This is a genomic window from Roseococcus thiosulfatophilus, from assembly GCF_017311575.1.
Lineage (GTDB): Bacteria > Pseudomonadota > Alphaproteobacteria > Acetobacterales > Acetobacteraceae > Roseococcus > Roseococcus thiosulfatophilus.
Genome location: NZ_JAFFQY010000007.1, coordinates 57,782 through 70,819, shown reverse-complemented (window position 1 = coordinate 70,819; position 13,038 = coordinate 57,782). Strand labels below are relative to the sequence as shown.

The 13,038-nt window shown below is 69.8% G+C and carries 11 protein-coding genes; 7 read left to right on the top strand and 4 right to left on the bottom strand.

Going from position 1 to position 13,038, the window contains the following annotated elements; translation table 11 throughout:
* Positions 1–164 precede the first annotated feature (164 nt).
* Positions 165–1,250, top strand: coding sequence for a pyrimidine utilization protein A (gene rutA / locus JTN19_RS04560; RefSeq protein ID WP_206930726.1), 1,086 nt, complete (start codon positions 165–167; stop codon positions 1,248–1,250).
* A 46-nt stretch (positions 1,251–1,296) separates the two neighbouring features.
* Here the strand turns inward: rutA and JTN19_RS04555 are convergent, their stop codons facing one another.
* The 3 genes from JTN19_RS04555 to JTN19_RS04545 all read right to left on the bottom strand — a co-directional run bounded on the left by JTN19_RS04555 (position 1,297) and on the right by JTN19_RS04545 (position 4,601).
* A complete protein-coding gene (locus JTN19_RS04555) occupies positions 1,297–2,292 on the bottom strand; it encodes a Bug family tripartite tricarboxylate transporter substrate binding protein (RefSeq protein WP_206930725.1) in 996 nt (331 codons plus the stop codon).
* 108 nt (positions 2,293–2,400) lie between these two features.
* Positions 2,401–3,042, bottom strand: a complete 642-nt coding sequence (locus JTN19_RS04550) for a GOLPH3/VPS74 family protein (protein WP_206930724.1) — start codon at positions 3,040–3,042, stop codon at positions 2,401–2,403.
* Positions 3,039–4,601: a gamma-glutamyltransferase gene (locus JTN19_RS04545; RefSeq protein WP_206930723.1), complete on the bottom strand. Its 1,563-nt coding sequence runs from the start codon at positions 4,599–4,601 to the stop codon at positions 3,039–3,041. Before JTN19_RS04545 ends, JTN19_RS04550 begins: the two co-directional genes overlap by 4 nt.
* 152 nt (positions 4,602–4,753) lie before the next feature.
* Here JTN19_RS04545 and JTN19_RS04540 point away from each other — a divergent pair, with 152 nt between their 5' ends.
* From JTN19_RS04540 to JTN19_RS04530, 3 genes are all read left to right on the top strand, one after another.
* Complete coding sequence (locus JTN19_RS04540; RefSeq protein ID WP_206930722.1) at positions 4,754–6,892, top strand: malate synthase G; 2,139 nt, start codon at positions 4,754–4,756, stop codon at positions 6,890–6,892.
* Between the two features lie 40 nt (positions 6,893–6,932).
* On the top strand, positions 6,933–8,330 hold the full coding sequence (locus JTN19_RS04535; RefSeq protein WP_340643275.1) for an amidase: 1,398 nt from the start codon (positions 6,933–6,935) through the stop codon (positions 8,328–8,330).
* Positions 8,331–8,430: 100 nt separating this feature from the next.
* Positions 8,431–8,628: a hypothetical protein gene (locus tag JTN19_RS04530; RefSeq protein WP_206930720.1), complete on the top strand. Its 198-nt coding sequence runs from the start codon at positions 8,431–8,433 to the stop codon at positions 8,626–8,628.
* Between the two features lie 105 nt (positions 8,629–8,733).
* On the opposite strand, the gene serB is transcribed toward JTN19_RS04530, so the two are convergent.
* Positions 8,734–9,627, bottom strand: a complete 894-nt coding sequence (serB, locus tag JTN19_RS04525; protein WP_206930719.1) for a phosphoserine phosphatase SerB — start codon at positions 9,625–9,627, stop codon at positions 8,734–8,736.
* Positions 9,628–9,656: 29 nt separating this feature from the next.
* On the opposite strand from serB, the gene miaA reads away from it, so the two are divergent.
* The 3 genes from miaA to ilvN are packed head-to-tail and all read left to right on the top strand — an operon-like array spanning position 9,657 to position 13,025.
* The gene (gene miaA / locus JTN19_RS04520) at positions 9,657–10,613 is read left to right on the top strand and encodes a tRNA (adenosine(37)-N6)-dimethylallyltransferase MiaA (protein ID WP_206930718.1); all 957 of its coding nucleotides are present in this window, start codon (positions 9,657–9,659) and stop codon (positions 10,611–10,613) included.
* A 34-nt stretch (positions 10,614–10,647) separates the two neighbouring features.
* On the top strand, positions 10,648–12,462 hold the full coding sequence (locus JTN19_RS04515; protein WP_206930717.1) for an acetolactate synthase 3 large subunit: 1,815 nt from the start codon (positions 10,648–10,650) through the stop codon (positions 12,460–12,462).
* A 56-nt stretch (positions 12,463–12,518) separates the two neighbouring features.
* Positions 12,519–13,025, top strand: a complete 507-nt coding sequence (ilvN, locus tag JTN19_RS04510; protein WP_408901850.1) for an acetolactate synthase small subunit — start codon at positions 12,519–12,521, stop codon at positions 13,023–13,025.
* The last annotated feature ends 13 nt before the right edge of the window (positions 13,026–13,038 follow it).

Genomic DNA, 13,038 nt, shown 5'->3' with positions numbered 1-13,038 from the left:
GGATCTGGGGTGCGCGGGAGGCTCCCGCGCTTCCCTCCGATGTTGTCCGCGCGTGGGGACGCTGTCCAGCGAGGGAGGGGCGCGCGCTTGGCATGAGGCTTGCTGCGCCGCACCCGCGCAACAACCGCGGCCGCCCCGGCGGCCCCCCAGCGAGGGCCCAAGCGATGGACATCGGCGTCTTCATCCCCATCAACAACAATGGGTGGCTGATCTCGGAAAACGCGCCGCAATACATGCCGAGCTTCGAGCTGAACCGGCAGGTGGTGCAGAAGGCCGAGGGCTACGGCATGGATTTCGCCCTCTCCATGATCAAGCTGCATGGATTCGGCGGCAAGACCGAGTTCTGGGACCACGGGCTGGAGAGCTTCACGCTCATGGCCGGGCTCGCCGCCGTCACCTCGCGCATCAAGCTCTTCGCCTCGACGGCCGTGCTGACCATCCCGCCCGCCATCGTGGCGCGGATGACGGCCACAATCGACAGCATCTCGGGCGGGCGCTTCGGGGTGAACATCGTCTCGGGCTGGCACAAGATCGAATACACCCAGATGGGTTTGTGGCCAGGAGATGAACATTTCGGCAAACGATACGACTATAGCACCGAATACGTGCAGATCCTGCGCGACCTCTGGGAGAGGGGCGAGAGCGACCTCAAGGGCACCTATTTCCAGATGGACAAGTGCAAGCTGAGCCCCCGGCCGTCGAAGCCCATCCAGATCGTCAGCGCCGGCCAGTCCGACCGCGGGATGGAGTTCGGCGCCACCTACTGCGACTACAATTTCTGCCTGGGCGAGGGCGTGAACGAGCCCACCAAGGCCGCCTCCGTCCCCGCCCGCGTGCTGGAGCACGCGCAGAAGACCGGCCGCGACGTGGGCGCCTACATGCTCTACATGGTCATCTGCGCCGAGACGGACGAGGCCGCCATGGCCAAGTGGGACAGCTACGAGCGCGGCGCGGACCGCAAGGCGCTGGAACACCTGCTGGGCCACGCCGCGCATGACGTGAATACGGACGCGAACTCCATGGCGGCGGCGGTTCAGCGCAACCCCTCCCCCGTCAACTTCAACATGGGCACGCTTGTGGGCAGCCCCGCCAGCTGCGCGCGCATGCTGGATGAAATCGCGGAGATGCCCGGGGTGAAGGGCATCATGCTCTGCTTCGACGATTTCCTGGAGGGGATCGAGATGTTCGGCACCCGCATCCAGCCGCTGATGAAGTGCCGGCAGGACCGGCTGCAGCTGGCCGCGGAGTAAGCGCTTCCGGGGGCGCCACGGCGGGCGCCCCCGGTTTCGCGCCGGCTCAGGCGCCGGCGCGGATGTTGTAGCGCTCGGCCACCTGGCGGGCGACGGCCTGATCGGCCTCCATGATGCGCACGAAATCCGGGCCCAGCGGGATCGGGTTGCGCGGCAGGGTCTGGAGTTCCGTCATGCGCTGGATGAAGGCCTGGTCCTGAATGATCTTCGGGATTTCCGCCATCATCCGCTGCGCGATCGGCTCGGGCAGGCCGCGCGGGGCGGACATGCCGACCCATTGCGTCTGCACGAGGCTCGGGAAGCCCAGCTCCGCGAAGGTGGGCAAGTCGGGGAAATCGGCCAGGCGGGCCGGCGCCGAGACGGCCAGGGCGCGCAGCACCCCGTTCTTCATGTTGTTCACATTGGTGGTGATGGGGTCGATGAAGCTCTCGATATGGCCACCCATCAGGTCATTCAGCGCGGGCGCGCTGCCGGCATAGGGCGAGTGGTCGAGCTGGGTGAGGTTCGCGAGGCCGCCCAGCATGGCGCCCAGCATGTGCGGCGCCGAACCGATGCCCGAGGAGCCATAGCGCGTGGGCCGCGTGCGGGCATGCTGAAGGAAATCCTCGAAGGTGCGGATGGGGCTGTCGCCGCGCACCAGAAGCACGCTCGTCGCCTCGACCAGCAGGCCCAGATGGGTGAAGTCGGTGATGGGGTTGAAAGGCAGGCGCGGCAGGGTGGCGGCCGAGTAGACCATCACGGAAGCGTGCGTCATCAGGAAGGTGTGGCCGTCGGCCGGCTGCTTCGCCACGTAGTCGGTGCCGATGACACCCCCCGCGCCCGCGCGGTTCTCCACCACCACGCTGTGGCCGCCGAGCGCGCGCGACAGGGGGGCGGCGGCGAGGCGGGTCACGGTGTCCACCAGCCCGCCGGGAGGGAACTGCGCGACCAGGCGGATGGGGCGGCTGCCCGGCCAATTGGCCTGGGCATTGGCAATGGCGGGGGCAGCAAGGGGCGCGGCGATGAGGCCAGCAGCCATGCCGAAGATTTGGCGACGTTGCATGAAATCTGATCTCCCAGAGCGCGGCCCCACCGGGTGTCTGCCTTACAACAAGGCAATAACCCCGCAGGATTTCGTTGCGCCCTCAGACTCAAGCAAAAGACGTGCCACTTAGCCCGACCGCATACGGATCGAATAGAGATCGCCCACCGCCTGCGCCAAGGATCGGTTCAGCGCCTCAAGCCCCGCCAAGAAGGCCACGCGCTCCTGCCGAATGGCCAACAATTCGGCCGGCAGCAGCAGCGGCAACAAGGCCGTGGCGCGCGCCAAGCCCAGCAGCAGCGCCTCGCGCGGCTCCGGGATGTCGTCGGTCTCGATGGCGCGCAGCAGGCGGGCGCGGACCTCGCGCGGCTCCGGGCGGTCCTCGGGCTTGAGCCAGCGGCGCTCGGGGAAGATCAGCAGCACGCGGCCATCTACCCGGCGCAGCAGGCCCTTCTCCTCCAGCCGCGCCAGGAGGGTGGCGCGCAGCGCGGCCTCCTCGCGCGCCAGCAGCATCAGCGCGCCGCGGCTGTCCTCGGCCTCGGCGATCCGCGCCAGGGCACCATCCAGCGCGGCATCGCCGAGGGCCGCGCTGGAGAGCACCTCCAGCCGGTCGCGGTCGGTGTCGATGCGCCCGGCCAACGCCAGCTCCATCATCAGCGCGCCCGCCAGCGCCAGCCCCGCCGCCAGGCCCTGCCGCCCCACCGGGCGGCCCGTGGCGTCGTCCAGGGTGAGGAGGACGATCTCCTCCGGCAGGGAGAGCGCCTGGCTCATTCGGCGACGGCCGCCGACCAGGGCGACATGGCGTCGCTGATGCCGATGGTCATGCCCGCCTTGCGGTGAATGAGGTTGGGGCAGGCGAAGTTCAGCGGCATCACGCCATGCTCCACCACCTCCAGCGGGTTGTCGGCGCCGAGCGCGGCCAGCACGGCCTCGCCAAGGCGCCGGTCGGCGGTGACGCGGTCGGGGCCGCTCACGTCAATCCGCGGGTGGTGGGCGGCGGCCTCGGGGTCCATGGCGAAGTCCGCCACATAGGAGAGAAGCTGGAACACGGCGGCCATGATGCGCCGCCCGCCCGAGGCCCCGCCCGCGATCTCGGGGTTCCCCTTCCCGTCCAGCATGATGACGGGACACATGTTGCACAGCGGCCGCTTGCCGGGCGCGATGGCATTGGCGCTGCCCGGCGTCGGGTCGAACCACATCACGCCGTTGTTCATCAGCACGCCGGTGCGCGGCAGCACCATGCGGCTGCCCATGGAGGAGAGCAGCGTGGTGGTCATCGCCACCATCATCCCGTCCTTGTCGCAGGTGGTCAGGTGGGTGGTGCAGCTGTCGGCGGCGGCCGGTTCGGCGTCGCCCAGCGTGGTCAGCCGCTCGGCATAGGCGTCGCGCAGGGCACGGGCGAGGTGGGCATACCAGGCGGCGTCGGGGGCGGCGGTGTAGGGCGCCTCCTCCATCCGGCGCAGCACCGCGGCCAGCGTCGGGCCGGCGGTCAGCCCGGCGGCCAGCATCCAGGTGCGGCCCCGGAAGCGTGCCTCGATGGCGGGGAGGCTGCGGGCCTGGCAGCTGCGAAGATCCTCGGCCGTCACGAAGCCGCCCATGGCCTTCATGTCGGCCGCGATCTCACGCGCGATGTCGCCCTCGTAGAAGTCGCGCAGACCGGCGTGTTGCAGCCGTTCCAGCGTGTCGGCCAGGCGCCCCTGTGGCATGAAGCCCGGCGTGCCCTGGTAGGGCGCGATGGGGGGCAGGCCGTTGGGGAGGTAGATGCGGGCACTCTCCTCATAGAGGCGCAGCACGGCGGCGCTCGCCGCGATCTTCAGCGTCGTGTACCAGTCCTGCGGCAGGCCGCGCCTGGCCAGGGCCACGGCGGGCGCCATCACGTCACGCAGCGGCATCCGCCCGTACCGCTCATGCAGCAGCGCATAGCCGGCGACCGAGGAGGGGATCAGCGCCGATTTCGGCCCATGGATGTTCACATCCCCCACCACCTCGGGCCAGGAGAACAGGTCCTGCTTCTGCCGCCCGGTCAGCGGATAGGCCGAAGGGTCCAGCCCGCGGGGCGCGACCGGGCCGAAGTCGAAGGTCTGGCAGGGGGTGCCCGGCGCCATCACCTGGGCGAAGCCGATGCCGCCGAGGCCGCTGTTCCAGGGCTCGACAGTGGCCAATGCGAAGGCCGCCCCCACCGCCGCATCCGCCGCCGAGCCGCCGGCGCGGAGGATTTCCGCCCCCGCCTCCGCCGCCGCCTTGGCCTGGCTGGCCACCATCCCCCCCGCCGCGCGGCCCGCGGGCTTGCGGATGTGCCAGTTCTGCGTGAGGTGGGGCTGGATCGTCATGCGGCGTCTCTCCTGTTTGAAACCCATGGTGCCAGAGGCCGGTCCCGCCTCCAACGGGGCGCCCCGCGACCCGCCCCCAGGCGCACCCGCCCCTTTCACAGCCCGCCGATGTTGCTTAAAGCCCATGATGACCCCGGCTGCTGGAGAGTGAAATGACGCTGAACGTCGCCCCCGTGCTGAAGACCTTCCTGGAAACCGAAGCCCTGCCCGGCACCGGCGTCAGCCCCGAGGCCTTCTGGGACGGCTTCGCCGCCATCCTGGCCGAACTCGGCCCCCGCAATGCCGAGTTGCTGGCCGAACGCGACGCGCTCCAGGCCAAGATCGACGCCTGGCACCAGGCCAACCCCGCCCGCCCCATCGACGTGCCGGCCTATGAGGCCTTCCTGCGCGAGATCGGCTACCTGCTGCCCGAGCCGGGCGAGGTGCAGGTGACCACCGCCAACACCGACCCCGAGCTGGGCGCCATCGCGGGCCCGCAGCTGGTGGTGCCGGTCTCCAATGCCCGCTACGCGCTGAACGCGGCCAATGCGCGCTGGGGCAGCCTCTATGACGCGCTCTATGGCACCGATGCCATTCCGGAGACCGAGGGCGCCACACGCGGCGGCGGCTACAACCCCGCCCGCGGCCAGCGCGTCATCACCTTCGCGCGCAAGACGCTGGACAGCATGGTGCCGCTGCTGGGCGCGGGCCATGCCGAGGCGCTGAAGTATGTGGTGAAGGACGGGGCGCTCTCCGTCACGCTCTCCGGCGGCGGCGCCACGGTGCTGAAGTTCAAGGAGCGTTTCGCGGGCTATACCGGTGATGCCGCCTCGCCCTCCTCCATCCTGTTCCGCCACAATGGGCTGCACGCGGAGCTGGTGATCAACCGCAACCACCCCATCGGCAAGGAGGATGCGGCCGGCGTGGCCGACCTCATCCTGGAATCGGCGCTGACCACCATCCAGGATTGCGAGGACAGCGTCGCGGCCGTGGATGCGGAGGACAAGGTCGCGGTCTACCGCAACTGGCTCGGCCTGATGAACGGCTCGCTGAGCGCCGACCTGGAGAAGGGCGGCAAGACCATCACCCGCCGCCTGAACGAGGACCGCGTCTACACCGCGCCCGATGGCTCGACGCTCACGCTGCCCGGCCGCTCGGTCATGCTGGTTCGCAATGTGGGCCACCACATGATGACAGACGCCGTGACCTGGAACGGCGAGGAGACGGCCGAGACCATCCTGGACGCGATGGTGACCAGCCTCATCGCCATCCATGACATCAAGGGCAAGCGCATGAATTCGCGCGCGGGCTCCGTCTACATCGTGAAGCCGAAGATGCACGGGCCCAAGGAAGTGGCCTGGGCGGTGGAGCTGTTCGGCCGTGTCGAGAAGGTGCTCGGCCTGCCGCACGCCACGCTGAAGATGGGCATCATGGACGAGGAGCGCCGGACCACGGTGAACCTCAAGGCCTGCATCGCCGCGGCCTCCGAGCGTGTGTGCTTCATCAACACGGGCTTCCTCGACCGCACCGGCGACGAGATCCACACCTCGATGGAAGCGGGCCCCATGATCCGCAAGAACGACATGCGGGGCACGGCCTGGATCAAGGCCTATGAGGATTGGAACGTGGATATCGGCCTGATGTGCGGGCTGCGCGGCCGTGCGCAGATCGGCAAGGGCATGTGGGCCATGCCCGACGCCATGGCCGCCATGCTGGAGCAGAAGGTGGGGCACCCCAAGGCGGGTGCGAACACGGCCTGGGTGCCCTCGCCCACCGCCGCCACGCTGCACGCGCTGCACTACCACCAGGTGGACGTGGCCGCGCGCCAGGAGGAGATCGCCAAGGGCGGCCGCCGTGCCCAGCTTGCGGACCTGCTGACCGTGCCCGTCGCCACCAACACCAACTGGGCGCCCGCGGACCTTCAGGCCGAGCTGGACAACAACGCCCAGGGCATCCTGGGTTATGTGGTGCGCTGGGTGGACCAGGGCGTGGGCTGCTCCAAGGTGCCCGACATCAACAATGTCGGCCTGATGGAGGACCGCGCGACGCTGCGCATCTCCGCCCAGCACATCGCCAACTGGCTGCGCCACGGCATCGTGACGGAAGCGATGGTCGTGGAGACGATGAAGCGCATGGCCGGCGTGGTGGACAAGCAGAACGCGGGCGACGCGGCCTATGTGCCCATGGCGCCGAATTTCGACGGCCCGGCCTTCCAGGGCGCGCTGGCCCTGGTGCTGGAAGGGGCGGCGCAGCCCAATGGCTACACGGAATTCCTGCTGACGAAGTTCCGCCGCGTGGCGAAGGGGGCGTGATGGCCGCCGCCCGTTCATGCCTCGCGCGATCGGGGGCGGTGTGACCACCCCCACCGACCCCGCCCTGATGGAGGCCGAGCAACTGCTCGGCCTCTACGCCCGCCGCGCCCTCTCGCCCGTCGAGGCGCTGAAGGCGGTCATGGAGCGCGTGGCGCGCATGAACCCCTGGGTCAACGCCTTCGCGGCGATGAACCCCCGCGCCCTGGCCCAAGCCGGCGAGAGCGAGGCGCGCTGGGCCGCCGGCCGCCCCATGGGCCCGCTCGATGGCGTGCCCTGCACGGTGAAGGACCTGCTGAACCTGGCGGGCTTCCCCACCCGCCGCGGCAGCCGCGCGACCGATGCCACACCGGCCAGCGAGGACGCGCCCTCTGTGCTCGGGCTGAAGTCGGCCGGCGCGGTCATCCTGGGCAAGACCACCACCACCGAATTCGGCTGGAAGTCGCCGGGCGATTGTCCGCTGCACGGCATCACCCGCAACCCCTGGAACCGCGAGCGCACGCCGGGCGGGTCTTCCTCCGGCGCCGGCGCCGCGGCCGCCGCCTGCTTCGGCCCGCTGCACATCGGCACCGATGCGGGCGGCTCCATCCGCATCCCGGCGGCCTTCTGCGGCGTGGTGGGCGTGAAGCCCAGCTTCGGCCGCGTGCCGCAATGGCCGCTCGGCGCCTTCGCCAATGTGGCGGTGGCGGGCCCCATGGCGCGTTCGGTGCGCGATGCCGCGCTGATGATGAACGCCATGGCGCGCCACGACCTGCGCGACCCCTTCTGCCTGCCCGATGACAACCGCGACTGGCGCGATGGCATCGAGGACGGCGTGGCGGGGCTGCGCGTCGCCGTGGTCCGCCGCCTGGGCTTCGAGGCCCCTCTGGACGCCGAGGGCGAGGAAGCCCTGCTCCAGGCCGCCAGAGCGCTCGAAGCCGCCGGCGCGCATGTCGAGGAAGCGGACCCCGCCCTGCCCGACACCCGCGCCATCTTCGGCCGGGTCTGGGGTGTGGCGCTGGCGCGACTCGTCGCCTCCATCCCCGAGGAATCGCGCGGGCTGCTCGATGCCGGGATCATGGAGGTGGCCGAGCGCCAGTCGCGCATGTCGGCCGTGGATTTCCTGGGCGCCGATGCGCTGCGCATCGAGGCCGCGCACGCCATGGCGCGCTTCCACCAGCGATTCGACTTGGTGCTGACGGCCGCGACTCCGACCGCCGCCTTCGCCGCGGACCAGCCCACCCTGCACCCCGAGACCGCCCTGTGGCGCGACTGGGCGCCCTGGACCTTCGCCTTCAACCTGACCCGCCAGCCGGCCATCTCAGTGCCCGTGGGCCTTGATTCCGAAGGAATGCCGCGCGCGGTGCAGGTGGCGGCGGCGCTCTATCGCGACGATCTGTGCTTCCGCGCCGCGCGCTCCCTGGAAATCGCATTGCAGGTTCCCAGCGCACCGAGCTTGTAACCAAAGCGCAAAGATGCTTTGACGCCGCCACAGTCAAGGCGGCGCCGTGGCGGAACGGGGGCACCCCTTTCCGCCGCGAGGGCCGGAGTGGAGGGAACCCATGCGTGTTCTGAAGCCCCTGATCCTGGCACGTCGCCGCCAGATGTCCGCCAGCCCCGCGCGGCGCGAGGCCCAGCACCCCTTCGTATTGGCGCTGCCCGTCGAGACCACCGACATCTTCGACATGCGCGACGAACCCCGCGCCTTCACCGACGCCGCCATCCTGCCCCTGCCCGTTCCGCGCGTCGCCGCGGAGTAATCCGCGGCGCCAGGGAGAAGCCCGCGGAGTAATCCGCGGCGCCAGGGAGAAGCCCGCGGAGTAATCCGCGGCGCCAGGGAGGGGCTCGCGGAATAGCCTTCTGGCTCAGGCCCGGCGGAATTCCGCCGCGCGATAGCCCTGGGCGAACAGCAGCCCCCGCAGATCCGCATGTTCCAGCCGGTGGCGCGCCGCGGCCGCCACCACGGGCTTGGCGCGGAAGGCCACACCCAGCCCCGCGGCCTGGATCATGGCCAGGTCATTGGCGCCATCGCCCACCGTCGCGGCCTCGGCCAGCGGCACGCCGAGCTGCGCGGCGAGGCGCTTCAGCGTAGCGAGCTTGGCGTCGCGGTCCAGGATGGGCTGCCCCACCGCACCGGTCAGCTTGCCCTCCTCGACCAGCAGCGTATTGGCATGGTGCTCATGAAAGCCCACGAGTTCCGCCACGCGCGCGGTAAAGAAGGTGAAGCCGCCCGAGACCAGCGCGGTGTGGGCGCCGTTCGCGCGCATGGTGCCGACCAGTTCGGCCGCACCGGGCGTGAGTTCCGTGGCCTTCCAGGTGGCCTCCAGCGCCGTGGCCTCCAGGCCGCGCAGCATGGCCACGCGCGCGGTCAGCGCCTGGGCGAAATCCAGCTCGCCATTCATGGAGCGGCGGGTGATCTCCGCGATCTGCTCCTTGAGGCCGGCGAAGGCCGCGATCTCGTCCAGCGTCTCGCTGGTGACGATGGTGCTGTCCATGTCGGCCAGCAGCAGCTTCTTTCGCCGCCCGTCGCGGGGCTGGGCGATCAGGTCCAGCGGCGCATCGCCCAACGCGGCGCGCACGGCGGCCTCCGCCTGCTCGGCCGCCAGCGCCGTGAAGGGCTGGTCCACCGCCTCGGCCTCCGACAGCCATTCGGCCGCGTCCAGGTCGGCGCCCAGCGCCGAGAGTGCCGCGCGGGCGGCGCGCAGATGGTCAGGGGTCAGCGCGCCGGGCGCGGCGATCAGGGTCAGCATATGGGGCATGGCGGGCGGACCATGCCGGGTGCGGCGTGATGCGCCAAGCCCTCATCATCGCCGGGCCGACGTGCAGCGGGAAATCGGCGCTGGCGCTGGAACTGGCCGAGCGGCTGGGCGGCACCGTCATCAATGCCGACGCCATGCAATGCTATCGCGAATTGCGCGTGCTGACAGCCCGGCCCACGCCGGAGGAGGAGGCGCGCGTGCCGCACGCCCTCTATGGCGTGCTGCCGGCCGCGGTCGCGGGCAGCGTGGCCTGGTGGCGCGCGGCGGCGCTGGAGGCGATGGAAGGGGCGCTCCTGCCCATTCTTTGCGGCGGCTCAGGCATGTATCTGCGCGCGTTGACCCAGGGCCTTTCAGCGCTGCCCGACGTGACGCCGGCCGCCCGCACCGAGGCACGCGCCCTGCTGGCGGAACTGGGGCCGGAGGCGCTGCACGCGCGGCTCAACGCCGAGGATGCCGCGGCCATCCGCCCCTCCGACAGCCAGCGCATTGCCCGCGCGCATGAGGTTTGGCTCAGCACGGGGCGGAGCCTCGCGCACTGGCAGCGCGCGGCGCCCCTGCTGCCGCCGGCGCCCTACGCCTTTCGCGCCATCCTGCTCGACCCACCGCGCGAGGCGTTGCGCGCGGCGATCGCGGCGCGCTGGGAGGCGATGCTGGCGGGGGGCGCACGGGAAGAGATGGCGGCGCTGCTGGCCCAAGGCCTCGACCCTGCCCTGCCCGCCATGCGCGCCCATGGCGTGCCCGAACTGGCCGCGCTGCTGCGGGGGGAGATCACGGAAGCGGAAGCGAGCCGCCGCGCCATCGCCAACACCGGCGCCTATACAAGGCGCCAGGCCACATGGTTCCGCCACCAGCCCCTGGTGGCCGCGCGGCACGCGCATAGGATCAATGCGCGTTTTGCAGCTCTGGCGCAATTTTCAGAAAGTGAAGAGGCAAAAATCTTCGCATTTCTTCGTGAGGGTGTTGACGGGGGCGCACCACCCCCGTAAGCCCTTCGCAGTCGCACATTTCCGGAACCTCACCATGTCCGCCACCGCCATGCCCACCGCCCCCGCCGCCACCGACCATCTGTCGGGCGCCGAGGTCGTCCTGCGCGCGCTGAAGGACCAGGGCGTGGACGTCATCTTCGGCTATCCCGGCGGTGCCGTGCTGCCGATCTATGACGCGCTGTTCCAGCAGAACCACATCCGCCACATCCTGGTGCGGCATGAGCAGGCCGCGGTGCACGCGGCAGAGGGCTATGCGCGCTCCACCGGCAAGGTGGGCGTGGTGCTGGTCACCTCCGGCCCCGGCGCCACCAATGCCGTGACCGGCCTTGTGGACGCGCTGATGGACAGCATCCCGGTGGTGTGTCTCACGGGCCAGGTGCCCACGCACCTCATCGGCAATGACGCCTTCCAGGAGGCCGACACCACCGGCATCACCCGCCCCGCCACCAAGCACAACTACTTGGTGAAGCGCAGCGAGGACCTGGCGCGCGTGGTGCATGACGCCTTCTATGTGGCGCGCTCCGGCCGGCCGGGCCCGGTGGTGATTGATCTTCCCAAGGACATTCTCATCAAGCCCGCGCCCTATGTGGACGCGCCCAAGGCCGAGGCCCCGCACCGTTCCTACCGCCCCGTGACCGCGCCCAACCGCGACGCGATCCTGGAGGCGGTGCGACTGCTGAAGCGGTCCGAGCGGCCCATCATCTATGCCGGCGGCGGCGTCATCAATTCCGGCCCCGAGGCCTCGCGCCTGCTGACGGAGTTCGTGCGCCTGACGGGCATGCCCTGCACCAACACGCTGATGGGCCTCGGCGCCTTCCCAGCCAGCGACCCGCTCTTCGTGGGGATGCTGGGCATGCACGGCACCTATGAGGCGAACCTCGCCATGCATGGCTGCGACGTGATGTTCAACATCGGCGCGCGCTTCGACGACCGCATCACCGGGCGGCTGGACAAGTTCAGCGTGGGCTCGAAGAAGATCCATGCCGACATTGATCCCTCCTCCATCAACAAGAACGTGAAGGTGGACGTCGCCATCCTGGGCGATGCCGGCCAGGTGCTGGCCGCGATGATCGAGGCGTGGAAGAGCGACGACACGCCCATCGCGAAGGACGCGCAGCTCGGCTGGTGGCGGAAGATTGACGGCTGGCGTTCCATCAACTGCCTCGCCTACACCCAGGCGCCCGAGCCCGGCGCCATCATCAAGCCGCAGCACGCGGTGAAGCGCCTCTTCGAGATCACGCAGGAGCTGGGGCGCGAGACCTTCATCTCCACCGAGGTGGGCCAGCACCAGATGTGGGCCGCGCAGTATTTCGGCTTCGACAAGCCGAACCGCTGGATGACGAGCGGTGGCCTCGGCACCATGGGCTATGGCCTGCCGGCGGCGATGGGCGTGCAGATCGCCCACCCGGATGCGCTCTGCATCGACATCGCGGGCGAGGCCTCCATCCTGATGAACATCCAGGAGATGGGCACGCTCGCGCAGTATCGCCTGCCGGTGAAGGTGTTCATCCTGAACAACGAGTACATGGGCATGGTGCGCCAGTGGCAGGAGCTGCTGCATGGCGGGCGCTATTCCGAGAGCTACAGCGCTTCGCTGCCCGATTTCGTGAAGCTGGCGGAAAGCTTCCATGCGCGCGGGCTGCGGGCCACGAAGCTCGGGGAGTTGGACGACGTGATCCGCGAGATGATCGCGCATCCCGGCCCGGTGATCGCCGATATCTGCGTGGACCAGAAGGAGAACTGCTTCCCGATGATCCCGTCGGGGGCGGCGCATAACGAGATGATCCTGGGCCCGGACCAGGAGAAGAATGCCGCCAGCGTGACCGACGAGGGCAAGGTCTTGGTCTGACAAGGCGCCCCCTTCCCCTCTCTCACGACCGTGGATGACTGAAAAAAATGTCGGCAATGGATACGCGGACGGCGACGATCGCCGTGCTGGTGGAAAACGAGGCGGGCGTGCTGGCCCGCGTGATCGGCCTGTTTTCGGGCCGCGGCTACAACATCGACAGCCTGACCGTCGCACCGGTGGATGAGGCGGGGCGTCTGTCACGCATCACCGTCGTGACCTCGGGCACCGAGATGGTGATCGAGCAGATTAAGGCGCAGCTCGACCGACTGGTGCCGGTGCATAAGGTGGCGGATCTGACGGTGGAGGGCCCGCACCTCGTGCGCGAGCTGGCGCTGATCAAGGTGGTGGGCACCGGGGATCACCGCGTGGAGGCACTGCGGCTGGCCGATGCCTTCCGCGCCCGCGTCGTGGATGCCACGACCGAGAGCTTCGTCTTCGAGATGACCGGCAATGCCGACAAGATTGATGCCTTCTGCGCGCTGATGCGCCCGCTGGGGCTCGCGGAGATTTGCCGCACCGGGGCGGTTGCCATCGCCCGCGGCACGCGGCAGATGGCAATCTGACGTCCAGTTCAAG